The sequence below is a fragment of the Paenibacillus sp. GCM10027628 genome (assembly GCF_042676385.1).
In the GTDB taxonomy this organism is placed as follows: domain Bacteria; phylum Bacillota; class Bacilli; order Paenibacillales; family NBRC-103111; genus Paenibacillus_E.
On sequence record NZ_JBHTHA010000046.1, the window covers coordinates 1 to 17,102 of the forward strand.

The following is a 17,102-nucleotide window of genomic DNA, read 5'->3' on the forward strand; positions in this document are numbered from 1 at the left end:
GTGAATGGATAAAGAATTGGAATGAAGAAAAGCCTGCTGAGGTTTCTCAACAGGCTGAAGACACCAAAATGGTGTCTTTTTTCTTTAGAAGATTGGTATTCGAGCTTTATTGCCGTTACCGGAATAAAGGATGGCTTCCGCGCTAAATAGTTCGATACGTTCAAGTGAGGGCTTGAGGGTATGTAGGGTAAATTTGTTGGTACGAAGGGCGGTAACGAGGGAAGGAATCAGCCTTTGATCGGTTCCGATCAGATGAACGGCGACTGCCTGTTCGTTAAAATGAATGTTTGTGCTTACCATGAATAATCATCTCCTACTTATATGTTCTTGAATAGTCTATGCAGGGGCAGGCGGAAATCTTTGAAAAAAGATTGATCAATTTGTGACATTTTGTTTCAAAGTTGAGTTGATATAGAGATGAATGAATAAACCTAATTTGTGGCCTGATGGAACTTTTATGTTATAATGAACCACAATTGACTGAGAAGGCAGGCGAATTCAACCAGATGAATGGTCAAAACCGTAAAGACATTGTGCCCGGAGCCCGAGTGGACATTGTATTAAAACAAGATCAACGCAGCGGTAAATTAACGCGGGGCATCGTAAAAGATATACTAACAAAATCGCCTAACCACCCGCATGGGATAAAGGTCAGATTAACGGATGGACAAGTTGGACGCGTGAAACAAATATTAACACACGAGGGTTAATTGCATCGTTGGATGATTTAGGGGGAATGTACGTGGCTAAGGCAAAAGTAGCAAAAAGACCAACGCGGGATGAATTTGTTCTGGAAGAGATTGGTAATCAACTTACGGAAGCGAAAATGGAAAATTCCGAGATCGTACTGACGGTATGGGGAGTAGAAGAACCGGTGCGCGGCCTAATTACAGCGATGGATTCGCGTACAGGCAAAGTACATATCGAAAGAAACGGGGTAACGGTGAAGGTTCCGTTCATGGATATCATGCAAGTTAATTATCCCAAAGATTAGGTATATATTCAAAAAACTGACAGCGAGCATTCACGGCAGTTTTTTTATTGTAAAGGAAATTATGAAAGATGCTGATTGTAGGTAAATGAGCATTTATTTTGGAATCTCATAACCGAGTGTGTTTGGTTGATGTTTACGCTTAGGCACACGTCACCTTGGACTGCTGACTATATCCGTAGAGAACGGTGTTCTCTAATAAGGCTCCGGAGGGACGCTAAAAGGGGAGAAAACTCCGTCTTGGATCGAATAAAGAAAAAATGACCATATATAACGAATATGGTTCTTTGACCACATCAGAATGATAAAGTTCTTTAGAGCGCTAAGCACGTAGAACGGCATTCTGATTGGCGAATAAACCAACCTCTGAACGCGGTCGCTCATCTTCGAAAGACCTCGATAGGGGTTTATCTCAATAAAGACCTTTGTTCTTTCGAGACTCATTTGGAACATGCTTCCAATGAAATTGCGTCCAAGAGGTGCGCTAATAGCGACCCTTATTCTCTAAGCATAACAGGCATGATAATTTAGTGGAAAGACGAAATGAGTTTGTCCGCCAGCACCGATGTGTTGCTGTCTTAGCGTGTGATCTACGAAAAAAAGCCAACCGACATGACATTATTCATGGCGTTGGCTTTCTACTGGGCTATTTATTACTTTTTAGGTTGTAATCATCTTCATTTGCAAGACCTTCACATAGGCGTCCCAACGGGCGACTTCGCCCCATTGCCAGACCTTTCGTAAACGATACCGGAGAGATCATTGGAGCAATCCGTCAAACGCTATCCCTGCGAATGGTACCTGTTAAAGATAAAGTGCGCCTCTCCATTGTCGCCTGTCACACCTGTCAAAGCTGGCACAAAGCCGTTGATTGGTAGTACCCAGTCAAGCGGATAAGCTTTTTGCCAGCCTCCGTAAGCATAACGAACGGTATGCCACGCCTGCCCATCTTCTGTAGTAAAGACGAACTGAGTGTCTCCGCCAGAACCGGGGCAACCACCTACCGCGATGACTCGTGTCTCCATATCCAGTATCATTCTCCCCAGATCATATACACGTTTCCACTTTCCGTTCGCTTGACGAAGAGTAAACCAAAGGTGTCTGTCATTTGTTGCGAAGACAAACTGCGTTTCCCCGTTCGCACCTGCAGCACCTGCAATCGCGGTTACAGTTCCGGAAAATCCAAGCTCGCCGGCAAGGTTTCCTAGCTGCTGCCAAGTTCCGTCAGCATGCCGAATGGTGTGCCAAAGGTGTCCGTCATTTGTAGTAAACACAAATTGCGTTTCCCCATCGGAGCCGCTGGTTCCACCAAGAGCTACCACGTTCCCAGGCACCTTATCTACGAATTTCAGGTCGCCTAGCGGCTGCCAACTCCCGGTCGATTCACGGACAGTATGCAACAATTGTCCATCGCTGGTTGTAACAATGAATTGTGTGGTCCCATTTAGCCCTGCCGCCCCTGCGACTGCTGCAACACCTACGGAAATTTGAAGCAACTGAGATAGATTGACCACCCCCGACCAACTGCCATCTGAGTGGCGAATCAAGTGCCACAATTCACCAAAGTACGTGACGTATGCAAACTGAGTATCGCCGCTTTCACCATTCGCTCCTGCAACAGAGATGATCGACCCTTGAATACCTAGTTTTTCATATAGATCAACCAGGGGCTGCCAGCTTCCGTCCGAATAACGCATGGTGTGCATGAGCCGCCTGCTAGCGTTAGCCTTGGGATACAAAAGTGATACGGCCTCCATGTCTGAAGCGACAATGTCAGTACCTCCTGCGATAGCAATACCATTCTTCATGATGGATGCTGGCAAGCCGTAGCACATGATGGAGTTAGGGTCTGCTGCCACCGTTTCACTAAGGAGATTCGGGTCGAGAGGCGTAAGTACCTGCCCTTTAGTTTTCTCAGGAGGCCAGTTGTAGGTCTCTTTGAAATATGCGATTGCCTTCTCTGGGTCAATGAGATTCACGATCTCTGCACGGAGATGCTCGTGAGGAAAGCCAAGTGTATGACCAGTTTCGTGACGAACGACACGTCGGAATTCAGATTCCGGCGTATTCATACTGAAACCTTGAAGATTCATCGTAGCCTTGTCAGGAGGGATCAGCAGAATATCGGTCCCGAGATAGGACCAATATCCGCCATTTTCGAAGCTGATGCGGACCTGCGGATTGTTAGAAGATGCCGAAAAACGAACGTTTCCTGTCACGTCCCACGCATTCATGTGACTGATAATGCGAGCTTGCAAGTCAGCCGGCGGGTTCCCGATGAATCCTACGGTCAGGTTCACCCCCGTTCTACTCCAACGTTTCAACGTTAGTAAAGCCAATTTGATGGGGTTTGATTGCTCCTGTTTTGACAAAAGTTGTATCTGGTGGGCTTTCGGTGCATTCTCCGGGTTAATCTCGATCGCTTTCTCTGCCGCTGCTAACTGAAGTTCGGAAGGTAGTTCTTTGAGGGTACACATGATGGGGTCGGATGAGTGAGTTGTTCTGGATGGGGGTATACTGCACATTTTTGACACCTCCAGTTCAAATTATATTCAGAAAACAGATCAGATTCCAAACTGCATTTAGATAACTAGGGAAAAGAAGTACCAGCAAAATTGTCCAGAACGGTTAAGGTATGCATAATAGGACTCCTTCGCAAAATGAAATAAATGATTAAGATTCCGACAAATTCACCTGTTCAATTTCAAAATCGAAATAGAAGCAACGAGCCCCTCCTTTCTATCAGATTATAGGTAAGTAGGATGAGTCATAAATAGGGTACACCCTGAAAGAATCTTTCCTGTTCACCTATCTTATTCGAGTGCTACTTCTAAATATTAGTGTACTTTAGCCGAATAAAAGAATAATGAAAGAATCGGCCATAATTAAACAGAAACCGCGCAGAATCAAGCCTTTGCGGTTTTTTGACTGTTATATATTTATTTTCTTTCGGTGAACCTGGGTTTCTGGATCAAGGCATAAAGGTAGTCGGCGCCAACGTCCGGGGGCTGGGTTCGTTTACTGCAACTATTGAAGTAGTAGGAAAGCCTGGGTTGAACGTATCAGGGACGAGCGTAGATTGCAAAGCCGGCATGAACGCGGCCCTGCTGGTACGATTCGTGTTTAATATGGAACGCATTTCCGATACAGCGCTACAACTTTATTTTCTTTGTGCAATTTGATGCAAATATATGTTGCCCGTACTCCTGTCTCATCGGAGAGCAGGGCTGTTTGCATTCCAACGATCTTTTTACAGTATGTAAAAAGCGAGAGCCTATTTTTTAAACATTATGTACAATGAAAATTAATGTTATATAATATAACATATTAAGTAATTTAAAATAACAAATACATTACAATCTGGTTTTCTGATTTGGAGGGGAAGGAAAGAGTTCAGAGATTTCCCAAAGGAAAGTGTAATTTTTGGTGGAGGGCGTTTAAATGGTGGTCATTAGGAAATATCGCCACTCCATGGTCCGTTTCGCAACGCTAATCCAAGTTTTTTTCAAAAACAAGCAGCATCAAGGGATGTCACCATCTTTTAGATCATAGAACTTAAATATGGAGAGGATTTGTCGGTTTGAAAAAGAGAATCCCAGCTGTTCGTTTTACCCTACTCTTCATCGCATCGTTCCCACTTGTCATCGTAATGCTTGCGCATCAGAGAAAACAGCGACAACTTCTACTCCAGCACCAGTAACACCGACTGCATCCAATGGAACAGCAGGCGCCTTCGAGCGACCCGCGGAAAAAAAGGGAAGATCTAGCTGAAGTGGGTGCCTCAAGCGCAATTCGCCGGTATTTTCGCTGCTAAGGAGAAGGGCTTTTACAAAGACGAAGGGATTGATGTCGAGATCATGCCGGGGAACCGGATGTCATTATCGAGCAGCAGGTTGTGAATGGCGCTGCGGATATCGATCAGCTGATGTTGAGACGGCTACAATCTATAACGAGTATTACGTTGTTCTAGGATGCGGTGTGAAAGAGACGGATATGAATGTGTTTAACTTCGATGATGCTGGAGTCGCGATGCTGGAGGATACGCTCATTGCCAAGAAGGACTGGGTGGATAAGAACCATGAGCTTGTCGTCAAAGTGGTAGACGGAGCGAAGTAATCACCGGAAGCGGATCGTGGACCGAAAGGAAAATCGGGCTCACGATTCCCAACAGCGGGAGAGGAGAGCTTGTATGAATGCAGATGAGGTCAGCGATGCTGTGACTAAGGAAGGGCTGCTTGAAAAGGATCGCAAGTATGTATGGCACCACATGTCCCCTCACAACGATCACCCGATGATCATTGAGTCCGGTGAGGGCAGTTGGGTGCAGGATATCGAAGGGAACAGGTATCTGGATGGCATGTCAGGTCTATGGTGCGTCAATGTCGGGCATGGCAGGAAAGAAATTGCAGAAGCTGCGGCAGCTCAGATGATGAAAATTGCTTATTCAACGCTCGTACAGTCGCATGTGCCGGCCATTGAGCTCGCCTCGAAGCTGAACGAGTGGTTAGGTGGGGAGTATCGAATATTTTTTTCAAATTCAGGCTCAGACGCAAATGAGGTCGCTTTTAAAATCGCCCGACAATACCATCATCAGACAGGCAAACCGACAAAACATAAATTCATTTCCAGGCATCGCGCTTATCATGGCAATTCTATGGGCGCTTTAGGCGCTACGGGTCAAGCCCAGCGCAAGCTGAAGTACGAGCCGCTTGGCGTTGGGTTCCAGCACGTTCCGCCGCCTTATTGCTACCGGTGTCCTTTCGGGCAAACGAAGGGTGCGTGCCAAATTCAATGCGCACAAGCGATTGAAGATGCTATTCAGTGGGAAGGGCCGGATTCAGTAGCTGGCGTCATTGTGGAGCCGACGATTACAGGAGGCGGCATGATTGTTCCGCCCCAGGAGTATCTGCCCATGGTTCGCCAGATTTGCGACAAATATGACATTCTGCTCATTGTCGATGAAGTCATATGCGGGTTCGGGAGATCAGGCGAAAAATTCGGGCATCAGAATTACGGTGTAAAACCTGATATCGTGACGATGGCCAAAGGGTTGACCAGCGCATATTCGCCACTCTCTGCAACAGCCGTTGCGGCTGAGTTGTATGAAACTTTTAAAGAAAAACAAGCTGATAGCCATTTCCGCCATGTCAATACGTTCGGAGGCAATCCGGTTTCGTGCGCGGTCGCTTTGAAAAATATCGAGATCTTAGAGAATGAAAATCTTGTGGAACGTTCGGCTCACATTGGACAGGAGCTGATGCGCGGTTTGGAACCGCTCCAGGATCATCCAAATGTCGGAGATATCCGCATATTCGGTTCAGCGATTGGCATAGAGCTCGTTGAAGATCAGGTTACAAAAGAACCGGCGACTGCCGAAAGGGTGATGGCGATTATCGCAGGCTGCAAGCAGAAAGGACTTTTAATAGGCAAAAACGGCGATACCGTGCCTGGCTTTGCCAACATACTGACATTAAGCCCGCCGTTCTCAACATCGGATGACGAGGTTGCCTTCATCATAGACACTTTGGTCGATGTGTTCGCTTTGAACAAGGGGAAAGGATGATTCACACATGAACCAAGCACCCGTTCTGAAAATTAACGCTAATAGGCTTCAGCAACGAATTTATGAGCTTGCGCAGATTGGGAAAATCGGGGAGACCGGCGTCTGTCGGCTAGCTCTTTCTAAAGAAGATCGGGCCGGTGTAGACCTGGTGAAATCATGGATGGAAGAGGCAGGGATGGAAGCCTCCATAGATTGTTTCGCAAACTTGATAGGCGTCAAGCGGGGCAGCGACCCGAATGCTCCTGTGCTGATGTTGGGATCACACGTCGATTCACAACCTTACGGCGGGAGATTTGACGGAGCCATCGGTGTACTTGGCGCTATTGAAGTCGTTCAAACGATGTCGGAGGCAGGCATTGTTCCGTCGTGCAACATTGAAGTTGTCGCCTTTTGTGATGAAGAAGGCTGCCGGTTCAACAAGGGTTTGTTCGGCGTCCGCGGTATGACCGGCAAGCTTGAAACGGATGAGCTGGAGCGAACTGACAAGAACGGGATCTCGCGCAGAGAGGCGCTGATCCAATTTGGTTGTGATCCCGCTAATTTTGAAGGTTATACGTTCCAGGAGGGGCGGATCGGTGCTTTTCTGGAACTGCACATCGAGCAGGGGCCCGTACTGGAGTCACTCGATGCGCCGATCGGCATCGTGAGCGGGATCTCCGGACCGCTTTGGCTCACGGTGGAGATGACCGGCTTCGCCGGGCATGCCGGCTCGGTGCCGATGCCGATGCGACATGACGCGCTCGTCGGCTGCGCTAAAGTGATCGTGGCGCTGAACGAGCTCGTTCAGCAGGTGCCCGGCGCACCGACTGTCGGAACCGTCGGCTCATTGACGGTGTTTCCGGACTCGCGCAACATCATACCCGAGAGGGTGACCTTCACGGTTGATTTGCGCGATATCGATTTGGCCCGCCGCAATGCATTAGAGGCGGAGCTGCTGAACGTGATCGACAACGTGGCGAGAGAACACGGCCTTGCGTACTCGATTCGCGAGGATACGAACAGCGAACCGCGATACTGCGCGGATTGGATCAAGGCAGCAATGCGCGAGGAGGCGGAGAAGATCGGTTATGCGCCGCCCGAGCTGATGAGCGGTCCTTTTCACGATTCGTTGACCATGTCCTATGTTTGTGACTACGGCATGATCTTCGTCCGCTGCAAGGATGGCATCAGCCACAATCCCAAGGAGTACTCCAGTCCCGAGGATATTGCTCTTGGCACAGAGCTCTTATACCGTACGGCAGTTCGCATATCGACAGGAGGATTGGGCCATGAGTAAAGTGAAAATCGGTTTGATTCAAGCTGCAAATGACGTCCATGGAGATGAATCCGTTGAGCTTCATAAGCGTAAAGCGATCGAGAAGCATATCACTCTGATTCGCGATGCGGCGCAAAAGGGCGCTCAAATCATCTGCCTGCAGGAAATTTTCTACGGCCCTTATTTTTGCGCCGAACAAAAGACCAAATGGTACGATGCAGCCGAGGAAATTCCGAACGGCCCGACGACAAAGCAGTTTCAGGATCTGGCCAAAGAGCTTGGCGTTGTCATCGTGCTGCCGATCTATGAGAGGGAGGGCATTGCCACGTATTACAATACGGCGGCGGTGATCGATGCGGACGGCACCTATCTCGGTAAATACCGCAAACACCATATTCCGCACGTCGCTGCAGGCGGCGGTTCCTGCGGGTTTTGGGAGAAGTACTATTTTAAACCAGGAAATTTAGGGTATCCGGTTTTTGATACGGCATTTGCTAAGGTCGGCGTTTACATTTGTTACGATCGACATTTTCCGGAAGGCGCGCGTGCGCTTGGATTAAATGGAGCGGAAATCGTTTTTAATCCATCTGCAACAGTAGCGGGCACATCGGAATATCTTTGGAAACTTGAACAGCCTGCGCATGCAGTGGCAAACGGATACTACGTAGCGGCGATTAATCGCGTTGGCGTCGAAGCTCCCTGGAATATGGGCGAGTTCTACGGCCAATCGTATTTGGTCGATCCGCGCGGGTCCATTATCACCATTGGCAGTCGTGATGAGGATGAAGTCATCATCGGCGAGATGGATAAAGAGCTCATTCGTGAGGTCCGAAACATTTGGCAGTTTTATCGGGATCGAAGGCCGGAAACCTACGAACAGATCGTGAGTCTGTAGTGGACTTATTAATCTCTTATTGAATAAGGGGAGGCGCAGCAAAAATGAGCACGACATTCATTTCATTAAGCGATCTTAAACGTAATTTTGCTGAAGTCAGAGCCGGTATGAAACCGAAAGAAGCGATCGAGGAATCGAACCGCTGCCTGTACTGTTATGACGCTCCGTGCGTACGTGCCTGTCCGACGGGAATCAATATTCCCTCTTTCATCAAAAAAATTGCCTCGGGGAATCTAAAAGGCTCGGCGCGAACGATTATGGAAGCGAATCCCGTAGGTGCGTCTTGTTCTCGGGTTTGCCCAACGGAGGAATTATGCGAAGGCGCTTGCGTACTTAACGAATCGTCCAAGCCGATTTTGATCGGTGATTTGCAGCGATACGCGACAGATTGGGCTATCAAAAACGAGCAAGTGCTGTTCAAAGCGGGCGCTGTCAACGGCAAGAAGGTTGCGGTGATCGGCGGAGGTCCCGCTGGTTTGTCGGCGGCGAGAGAGCTCGCGCGATTCGGGTTTGCAGTGACCGTATTTGAAGCGAAAACGCAAGCGGGCGGTCTGGATACATACGGGATCGTTTCCTTCAGGCTTCCGCAGGAGATCTCGCTCTGGGAAGTGGAACAAGTGCGGAAACTCGGCGTAGAGTTCAAATTGAATACGCGGGTGGGTGAAGACATCACAGCTGAAGAACTGCTGAACGAATATGATGCAAGTGTGTTAGCGGTAGGCATGTCCAAGGTGCCGATGCTTGGCATTGAAGGCGAGCATCTAAGTGGTGTATATGACGCAATCGATTTCGTCGAAACGACGAAAACAACGCTCGACCCGCATCTGGTGGGCAAACGAGTAGCCGTCATCGGCGCAGGCAACACGGCAATTGATGCGGCGACATGCTCCGTACGCCTCGGAGCCGAGAAGGTGCAAATCGTGTATCGACGAACCCAAGCGGAGATGACGGCTTACGATTTCGAATTCGACTTCGCCAAGCAGGACGGCGTCGAATTCAGATGGCTGACCGCTCCGAAACGGATCATCGGAGGCGCGAATGGTGAAGTGATCGCACTTGAATGCATCCGCATGAGTTTAGAGGAATCCGAACCTGGCGGTCGGAAGCGTCCCGTACCTATCGCGGGTTCGGAAATTGTGATCGAGGTGGATGCCGTCGTGAAGGCGATCGGGCAAACGCGTCACGCATCGCTCGTGGATCAATTCGGCCTGACCCATACGAAAGGCACGGTAACCGTGAATACGCATACGGGGGAAACGTCGAATCCGAAAGTGTTCGCGGCCGGCGATGTCATTTTCGGCGACGGTCAGGGCGAAGCAATGGTCGTATCGGCCGCTCAACAAGGCAAACAGGCGGCGTATGCGATTTACAATAAGCTTGTAAAGCAGCAAATCGAAACCGCGTAATCTTCATCGATAGGTAACAGGAGAGGCCATATAACACCGCTTAATTGAACTGGAGGGATTCGAGATGGCAGATTTACGCATCCATTTAGCAGGAATTTCATCGCCTAATCCGTTCTGGCTGGCCTCCGCACCGCCGACAAACACAGGATATCAAGTGCAGCGAGCGTTTGAAGCCGGATGGGGCGGCGCGGTTTGGAAAACGCTGGGAGATCCGATTATTAATACGTCATCGCGCTTTGCGGCTGTTCATTTCAATGGACAGCGCGTTGCGGGTTTTAACAATATTGAACTCATCACCGATCGGCCGCTTGAGGTAAATTTGAAAGAAATCTATGAGACGAAAAAGCGATTCCCTAACCATGCTGTTGTTGTTTCGCTTATGGTGGAGCCGAAGCAGGAGAAGTGGCATGAAATCGTCAAAAAAGTCGAAGCCGTTGGCGTAGACGGCTTAGAATTGAATTTCGGCTGCCCGCACGGGATGGCTGAACGCGGTATGGGGGCTGCTTCCGGACAGCAGCCTGATCTGGTAGAGTCTCAGACGATGTGGGTGAAAGAGGTCGCGACGACGCCTGTCATCGTGAAGCTGACGCCGAATATTACGGATATTACCGCAACCGCGAAAGCTGCGGTTCGAGGCGGCGCCGATGCGATATCGCTGATAAATACGATCAATTCGCTCGCCGGCGTTGACCTGGATTCGTGGAACACCATACCGCACGTTGGCGGCAAGGGCGCACACGGCGGGTATTGCGGACCTGCCGTGAAGCCGATTGCGCTGAACATGGTTGCGGAATGCGCCCGCAATGCGGCAGTTGGGGTACCGATCTCGGGTATCGGCGGGATTTCGAATTGGCGTGACGCCGTTGAATTCATGCTGATGGGCGCAACGGGCGTGCAGGTCTGTACGGCGGCCATGCATCATGGTTTCAGCATTGTCGAGGACATGATTGACGGTCTTAACAACTATTTGGATGAAAAAGGTCTCGCCAGTGTCACCGAGCTGATCGGTAAATCCGTTCCCCGTTACTCCGACTGGGGCAATTTGGATTTGAACTACGCGGTCGTGGCGCGCATTGATACAGAGACCTGCATTAACTGCAACAAGTGCCATATTGCTTGTGAGGATACATCGCATCAATGTATCGACATGCTGACGGGTGAAGATGGCAAATCATACTTGCAAGTGCGGGAAGAAGATTGTGTAGGTTGTAATTTGTGCTCCATCGTTTGTCCGGTGGACGGTGCGATTTCGATGGTTGAGGTGCCTTCGACGGAAGCACCGATGACTTGGAACGAAAGGCAGGAAGCGCTTGCTAAACTGTCATCCGATAAGGATACCACAAAGAAGGAGGCTGTATAGCCGATGGCCAAACTCATTAAGCATGGAACGATCGTGACGGCTGCAGATCAATATCAAGCGGATGTACTCATTGAAGATGGCGTCATAAAGCAAATCGGTCTGAATCTGCAAACGGAGGAGGCGGAGATCATTGACGCTTCGGGGCATTATGTGTTCCCGGGTGGCATCGATCCGCATACGCATCTTGATATGCCCTTCGGCGGCACGGTGACGGCTGATGATTTTGAAACGGGGACCAAGGCGGCTGCATTCGGCGGTACGACGACGATCATCGATTTTTGTCTGACGAATAAAGGAGTTCCTCTAAGCCAATCCGTACAGACCTGGCACGATAAAGCGGCGGGCAAAGCGGTCATTGATTATGGGTTTCACTTGATGATCGGTGAGATCACGGACGAAGTTTTGGCGGAGCTGCCGAAAATGATTTTGGAAGAAGGCATCACCTCTTTGAAGGTTTTCATGGCCTATAAAAATGTATTCCAAGCCGACGATGGTACCTTATTCCACACGCTGCTTGAAGCAAAGAAGCATGGAGCGCTTGTGATGGTGCATGCGGAGAATGGCGATGTGGTCGATTATTTGATTAAAAAGGCACTCGAAGAGGGGAATACCGAGCCGATTTACCACGCATTGACGCGTCCGTCGGTCGTTGAAGGGGAAGCGACAGGAAGGGCCGCCAAGCTTACTGCTCTGGCGAACTCCCAGCTCTATGTCGTTCACGTTACGTGCCAGGAAGCCGTAGAGCAAATTGCCGAAGCGCGAAATAAGGGTGTGGATGTATGGGGTGAAACATGTCCGCAGTATTTGCTACTGGATCAATCTTATTTGGAGAAACCGGATTTCGAAGGGGCCAAATACGTTTGGTCGCCTCCTTTGCGAGAGACCTATCATCAGAATGTGCTGTGGAACGCTTTGAAAAATGGACAGTTGCAGACGCTCGGCTCCGACCACTGTTCGTTTAATTTTAAAGGACAAAAGGACCTGGGACTTGGCGACTTCAGTAAAATCCCGAACGGCGGGCCGGTTATCGAGGACCGATTCTCGATTCTGTACTCCGAGGGCGTGGCCAAAGGCCGCATCACGATCAATCAGTTCGTGGATATCGTATCCACGCGGGTTGCCAAGCTTTTCGGGCTGTTCCCCAGAAAAGGAACGATCGCGATAGGCTGTGACGCAGATATCGTTATATTCAACCCGAACGTAACGCGTACGATTTCGGCGGCATCGCATCATATGAACGTTGATTATAATCCGTTTGAAGGCATTGTGATTACCGGGGAACCCGTAACCGTGATGTCCCGTGGCGAGTACGTCATCAAAAATAAACAGTTTGTAGGTACGCCGGGCTCCGGCCAGTTCGTAAAGCGGGGGACATATAACTCGGAATCGCTTGGGGTTACTTCAAAAAAGGAAGCCGTTCAAAGCTAAAGTTTGAAAATGAAAGGAGCGCTGCAAAATGTCCGAATATGAACAGTTTATGCGCGAGAAGCAGAAGCTCGACGACTTCGTTTCCCAGAACTTCAAGATCGTCAGGGTGGAAGAAGACTTGAACGGCGCCGTGCTCGATTTGGAACACCCCGGTGGGGAAACCGCGAGCCTGCACCTGGAGACAGCAAATGCTCGGAAATATTATGCGGTGCTGCTTATTCGGCAGCAAAATACGCTTGCTTAAAGAATAGCTCCGTATAAATTGTCATATCCGTGCAGAGCAAGCTCAATAGCAATCCGTTTACTAACATGCATTTCATCATAAAACGGCTCAGCAAGCGCACTTGTGTCTTTTTGAATGAGAATTGTTTCTTGAGCCGTTCTGAAAAATCTTGGAAATTTTTTCGCGAGGAATAAGGGAGTAACTGTCTAAGGGCCGCAGTGGTTTGCGGTTTTTTGTGCTGAGCAGAAATCTTTGAATCGTTCATTGTGGCAATACAATTCATATTACAAAAGCTAGAAATTATCGGTAGATATAGGATACTATAAGAATATCAGTTCCAATAGTTTCTAATTTGGGGCATATATGTGGAGGAATAGGGAGACAACCTTTTTATGAGACGCAACAAAAGTAACCACTCGATTAGACCGTATTACGAACTGCTCTATCGTTATTTGCTCCCGCAACGAGGTACACTCATTGCCTTAGCTGTCCTGTTATTCGCATCCATCGGCATGCAGCTCATTAATCCGCAAATTATCCGCTATTTTATCGATACGGCTGGGGCGCAAGGGGCTCTGCAACCGCTTGTTATCGCAGCGGGAATGTTTATCGGATTTTCTCTGATTCAATCTGGCGGAACATTGCTTGACACTCGACATGACGTTCCACAAATCCCATACATCCGGCTCGCTGATTGAACGGGTGGATGGAGACGTCAACGCGCTGGCGAATTTCTTTTCGAGCATGATCATTCATCTTGTCGGCAATTTGTTGTTGATGGTTGGCATTATTGTTTTACTTTTTCGTGAGAATTGGCTGATCGGAGCGGGAATGACTTTTTTCGTGCTGTTTGCGGTCTTTGTCATTCAATGGATCCGCAAATTCGCCGTTCCCGTCTGGACAGGATGGCGGCAAGCGAATGCGGAATTTTACGGTTTTATCGGCGAGCACCTGGAAGGTACGGAGGACATTCGCGCGAACGGTGCGGTCGGCTTCGTGATGAACCGCTTCTACATGATGCTCCGGCGCATGCTGCCGCTGCGCGTGAAAGCGTTTCTAGGGTTCTGCGCGATGTGGAATACTTCGATTCTCGTATTCGCGCTTGGAAATGCGATGGCTTTCGCCATTTGCGCGTATCTCTGGCGCACAGCGGGCATTTCTTTAGGCACTGTGTATCTGATCTTCTTTTATACGGAGCTACTGTCCAAGCCGATTGAGAAAATCCGTACGCAGATGGAGGATTTGCAAAAGGCGGACGCCAGTATTTCACGGATTCGCGAGCTCTTCGCTACGCGCTCGGCGATCGTTGACGGACCGGGAGCGCCGCTACCGAATGGGCCACTGAGCGTTCAATTCCGCGACGTGACGTTCAGCTACGACGGGGATCAGCCTACGATCAAAGAACTTGACCTTGAGCTGAAGCCCGGTGAAGTGCTGGGACTGCTGGGCCGCACTGGGAGCGGCAAGTCGACGATGGCACGGCTGATGCTGCGATTCTACGATCCGCAAAGCGGTACGATTGCACTTGGAGGCACGGACATTCGCGACTGTAAGTTGTCGGAGTTACGTAAGCGGGTAGCCATGGTGACTCAAAATATCGAAATCATCCAAGGTACGGTTCGTGATAATTTGACCTTCTATGACGAATCGATTTCAGACGAACGAATGATTGAGGTTCTGGAAGACCTCGGACTGGGAGCTTGGCATGAATCGCTTCCTGAAGGACTCGATACGATGCTGGCATCCGGCGGCGGCAGCCTATCGGCCGGTGAGGCGCAACTGCTCGCATTCGCACGCGTATTTCTGACCAACCCAGGGCTGGTCATTATGGACGAAGCTTCTTCGAGATTGGACCCATTGACCGAGCAGCGTATGGAGAAGGCAGTATCCAAGCTGCTGGAGACGCGTTCCTGCATCATAATCGCCCATCGGCTGAGCACGGTTCAGCGGGCGGATCACATTCTTATTTTAGACAGTGGTAAAGTGATGGAATCGGGTCGAAGGGAGCAGTTGGCCGCCGATCCGAATTCGCGATTCAGCCAATTGCTGGCTACTGGGCTTGAGGAGGTGCTGGCATGAATACTTATCAATACTTATGGCGGCTTATTATGTATAGGCCGGTCCGTTATTTCATTAATGCGCTTGCTTGGACGGTCATCTATCTGGCGCCGATTGTGCCGGGACTTGTGACAAAGGAGTTTTTCGATTCATTGACCGGGAATTCCAAGCTTGGTTATAGCGTTTGGGGCATTATTGCGCTCCTTATGGCGGCAGCTTTAGGAAGAATTGTGCTTATTGTGGTTGGTTTTATCACAGACGTTAATTTCCGTTTTCGGATGGGTATGCTGCTCCGCCGAAATTTGCTCGAGCACGTGCTCAAGCAGCCGGGAGCTCGCGCTATTCCGGTATCGCCGGGGGAAGCAATCAGCCATTTCCGCGACGATGTCGATCAATCCGAAGAAGCGGCGAGTTGGTCGGTGGATGTGTTCGGATTGACCTGCTTCGCAGCTGTGTCCAGCTATATCCTCATCCGCATTGACGCACAAATGACGCTGCTCGTTTTCCTGCCGCTGGTGCTTGTGATTTCGGCCGCTCAGCTTGCTACCACACGATTGCAAAAATATCGTGCCGCGAGCCGGGAATCGACCGCCAAAGTGACGGGAGAAATCAGCGAAATGTTCGGCAATGTGCAGGCAATTCAAGTCGCCGGCGCAGAGAAGCGCATGATTGAGCGCTTTCGCCGATTAGGCGAAACCCGCCGAAAAGCGATGCTGAAGGATCGCCTGATGACGGAGTTGTTGGATTCGATTTTCTCCAATTCCGTCAATCTGGGGACAGGTCTCATTCTCCTGCTTGCCGGACAGAAAATGAGAGCCGGCACTTTTACGGTTGGCGATTTCGCGCTGTTCGTGTATTATCTGACATTTGTCACGCAGGTGATCTCGAATGTCGGCAAGTTCATTACATTTTTCAAACAAATGAGCGTAGCTCTGGAACGGTTGACCTTTCTGCTGCAAGGCACTTCGGCTAAAATCTTGACGATGGTCAAATCATTGCATCTGGATAAAAGACAACTGCTGCCTGCAGAGAATGGAGAGACTGACGATCTTTCGATCGTATCAGCTGCCGGGGTGAGCGCAGAGCATGAGAATTTCTTGCGCCGTCTGGATGTGCATGGACTATCCTATGCGTACCCGGATACGGGCAGGGGCATAGCCGATGTGCACTTCAGCCTTACGCGAGGTTCGTTCACCGTCATCACCGGAACCATCGGTTCCGGAAAGACGACGCTCGTCCGAACCTTGCTGGGCTTGCTGCCGAAGGATGAAGGCACGATTGCCTGGAACGGCAATCCGGTCGAAGACGCCGGCACATTCTTCACGCCGCCGCGGAGCGCGTACACGGCGCAGGTACCGCGGCTGTACAGCGATACGCTGCGCAACAATATTTTGCTGGGGCAAGCGGAGCAAGAGGATAGCTTGCAGCAGGCGCTTTACGCGGCCGTCATGGAGTACGACGTCGCGCAGCTGCCCGGCGGGCTCGATACGGTGATCGGCCCGCGCGGGGTGAAGCTGTCCGGGGGCCAGGCACAGCGGACGGCGGCCGCCCGCATGCTCGTGCGCGACGCGGAGCTGTATGTGTTCGACGACCTGTCGAGCGCGCTCGACGTCGAGACGGAGCAGAAGCTGTGGGAGCGATTGTTTCAGCGGCGCGGCGACGCGACGTGCCTGGTCGTCTCCCACCGGAAGACCGCACTGACGCGGGCCGACCATATCATCGTGATGAAGGATGGACGTATTGAAGCGGAAGGTACTTCTACAGAGCTTCTCAAGCGCAGCTCTACGTTTCAGGAGCTGTGGTACGGCGACGATCATTCATCGAAGGAGATGGAACTGAATGAATCATTTAGATCCAAATAACATGTGAATCATAGAGGCCAAATTCGTTGGATGAGAAAAAGACTACCTAGATAAATACACG

14 protein-coding genes and 1 pseudogene are annotated in these 17,102 nt (G+C 50.0%); 13 read left to right on the forward strand and 2 right to left on the reverse strand.

Annotation, left to right across the window (positions count from 1 at the left end; genetic code table 11):
• Nucleotides 1-84: 84 nt before the first annotated feature.
• Nucleotides 85-300, reverse strand: a complete 216-nt coding sequence (locus tag ACFQZT_RS28175) for a hypothetical protein (RefSeq protein WP_379305517.1) — start codon at nucleotides 298-300, stop codon at nucleotides 85-87.
• Between the two features lie 206 nt (nucleotides 301-506).
• Here ACFQZT_RS28175 and ACFQZT_RS28180 point away from each other — a divergent pair, with 206 nt between their 5' ends.
• Both ACFQZT_RS28180 and ACFQZT_RS28185 read left to right on the forward strand, forming a co-directional pair.
• Entirely contained in the window at nucleotides 507-710 is a 204-nt protein-coding gene (locus ACFQZT_RS28180; RefSeq protein WP_379305519.1) for a YwbE family protein, read from the forward strand.
• Nucleotides 711-742: 32 nt separating this feature from the next.
• A complete protein-coding gene (locus ACFQZT_RS28185; RefSeq protein ID WP_379305521.1) occupies nucleotides 743-994 on the forward strand; it encodes a YolD-like family protein in 252 nt (83 codons plus the stop codon).
• A 779-nt stretch (nucleotides 995-1,773) separates the two neighbouring features.
• Here ACFQZT_RS28185 and ACFQZT_RS28190 read toward each other — a convergent pair.
• Entirely contained in the window at nucleotides 1,774-3,516 is a 1,743-nt protein-coding gene (locus ACFQZT_RS28190) for a zinc metalloprotease (protein ID WP_379305523.1), read from the reverse strand.
• Between the two features lie 1,251 nt (nucleotides 3,517-4,767).
• Here ACFQZT_RS28190 and ACFQZT_RS28195 point away from each other — a divergent pair.
• The 11 genes and pseudogenes from ACFQZT_RS28195 (at nucleotide 4,768) to ACFQZT_RS28245 (ending at nucleotide 17,041) form a co-directional block, all read left to right on the forward strand.
• Nucleotides 4,768-4,890 carry an ABC transporter substrate-binding protein gene (locus ACFQZT_RS28195; RefSeq protein ID WP_379305525.1) on the forward strand — a complete coding sequence of 41 codons (123 nt, stop codon included), beginning with the start codon at nucleotides 4,768-4,770 and terminating at the stop codon, nucleotides 4,888-4,890.
• The gene (locus tag ACFQZT_RS28200) at nucleotides 4,838-5,107 is read left to right on the forward strand and encodes an ABC transporter substrate-binding protein (RefSeq protein WP_379305527.1); all 270 of its coding nucleotides are present in this window, start codon (nucleotides 4,838-4,840) and stop codon (nucleotides 5,105-5,107) included. Before ACFQZT_RS28195 ends, ACFQZT_RS28200 begins: the two co-directional genes overlap by 53 nt.
• Nucleotides 5,108-5,180: 73 nt before the next feature.
• Entirely contained in the window at nucleotides 5,181-6,554 is a 1,374-nt protein-coding gene (locus tag ACFQZT_RS28205; protein ID WP_379305529.1) for an aspartate aminotransferase family protein, read from the forward strand.
• 7 nt (nucleotides 6,555-6,561) lie between these two features.
• Entirely contained in the window at nucleotides 6,562-7,830 is a 1,269-nt protein-coding gene (locus tag ACFQZT_RS28210) for a M20 family metallo-hydrolase (protein ID WP_379305531.1), read from the forward strand.
• The gene (locus ACFQZT_RS28215; protein WP_379305533.1) at nucleotides 7,823-8,704 is read left to right on the forward strand and encodes a nitrilase-related carbon-nitrogen hydrolase; all 882 of its coding nucleotides are present in this window, start codon (nucleotides 7,823-7,825) and stop codon (nucleotides 8,702-8,704) included. The genes ACFQZT_RS28210 and ACFQZT_RS28215 overlap by 8 nt, the downstream gene beginning before the upstream one ends.
• A gap of 44 nt (nucleotides 8,705-8,748) precedes the next feature.
• Complete coding sequence (locus ACFQZT_RS28220) at nucleotides 8,749-10,110, forward strand: NAD(P)-dependent oxidoreductase (protein ID WP_379305535.1); 1,362 nt, start codon at nucleotides 8,749-8,751, stop codon at nucleotides 10,108-10,110.
• 64 nt (nucleotides 10,111-10,174) lie between these two features.
• Nucleotides 10,175-11,470: an NAD-dependent dihydropyrimidine dehydrogenase subunit PreA gene (gene preA, locus ACFQZT_RS28225; protein ID WP_379305537.1), complete on the forward strand. Its 1,296-nt coding sequence runs from the start codon at nucleotides 10,175-10,177 to the stop codon at nucleotides 11,468-11,470.
• A gap of 3 nt (nucleotides 11,471-11,473) precedes the next feature.
• The gene (gene hydA, locus ACFQZT_RS28230) at nucleotides 11,474-12,898 is read left to right on the forward strand and encodes a dihydropyrimidinase (RefSeq protein WP_379305539.1); all 1,425 of its coding nucleotides are present in this window, start codon (nucleotides 11,474-11,476) and stop codon (nucleotides 12,896-12,898) included.
• 28 nt (nucleotides 12,899-12,926) lie between these two features.
• A complete protein-coding gene (locus ACFQZT_RS28235) occupies nucleotides 12,927-13,142 on the forward strand; it encodes a hypothetical protein (protein WP_379305541.1) in 216 nt (71 codons plus the stop codon).
• A 371-nt stretch (nucleotides 13,143-13,513) separates the two neighbouring features.
• Nucleotides 13,514-15,200, forward strand: a pseudogene (locus ACFQZT_RS28240) (ABC transporter ATP-binding protein).
• Nucleotides 15,197-17,041, forward strand: a complete 1,845-nt coding sequence (locus ACFQZT_RS28245) for an ABC transporter ATP-binding protein (RefSeq protein WP_379305542.1) — start codon at nucleotides 15,197-15,199, stop codon at nucleotides 17,039-17,041. The pseudogene ACFQZT_RS28240 and the gene ACFQZT_RS28245 overlap by 4 nt, the downstream one beginning before the upstream one ends.
• The last annotated feature ends 61 nt before the right edge of the window (nucleotides 17,042-17,102 follow it).

Excerpts from the sequence above, each read along its gene's own strand:
- ACFQZT_RS28175 (WP_379305517.1), bottom strand. The coding sequence starts at position 300 with ATGGTAAGCACAAACATTCATTTTAACGAACAGGCAGTCGCCGTTCAT.
- ACFQZT_RS28180 (WP_379305519.1), top strand. The coding sequence starts at position 507 with ATGAATGGTCAAAACCGTAAAGACATTGTGCCCGGAGCCCGAGTGGAC.
- ACFQZT_RS28190 (WP_379305523.1), bottom strand. The coding sequence starts at position 3,516 with ATGTGCAGTATACCCCCATCCAGAACAACTCACTCATCCGACCCCATC.
- ACFQZT_RS28200 (WP_379305527.1), top strand. The coding sequence starts at position 4,838 with ATGTCGAGATCATGCCGGGGAACCGGATGTCATTATCGAGCAGCAGGT.
- ACFQZT_RS28205 (WP_379305529.1), top strand. The coding sequence starts at position 5,181 with ATGAATGCAGATGAGGTCAGCGATGCTGTGACTAAGGAAGGGCTGCTT.
- ACFQZT_RS28210 (WP_379305531.1), top strand. The coding sequence starts at position 6,562 with ATGAACCAAGCACCCGTTCTGAAAATTAACGCTAATAGGCTTCAGCAA.
- ACFQZT_RS28215 (WP_379305533.1), top strand. The coding sequence starts at position 7,823 with ATGAGTAAAGTGAAAATCGGTTTGATTCAAGCTGCAAATGACGTCCAT.
- ACFQZT_RS28220 (WP_379305535.1), top strand. The coding sequence starts at position 8,749 with ATGAGCACGACATTCATTTCATTAAGCGATCTTAAACGTAATTTTGCT.
- preA (WP_379305537.1), top strand. The coding sequence starts at position 10,175 with ATGGCAGATTTACGCATCCATTTAGCAGGAATTTCATCGCCTAATCCG.
- hydA (WP_379305539.1), top strand. The coding sequence starts at position 11,474 with ATGGCCAAACTCATTAAGCATGGAACGATCGTGACGGCTGCAGATCAA.
- ACFQZT_RS28235 (WP_379305541.1), top strand. The coding sequence starts at position 12,927 with ATGTCCGAATATGAACAGTTTATGCGCGAGAAGCAGAAGCTCGACGAC.
- ACFQZT_RS28245 (WP_379305542.1), top strand. The coding sequence starts at position 15,197 with ATGAATACTTATCAATACTTATGGCGGCTTATTATGTATAGGCCGGTC.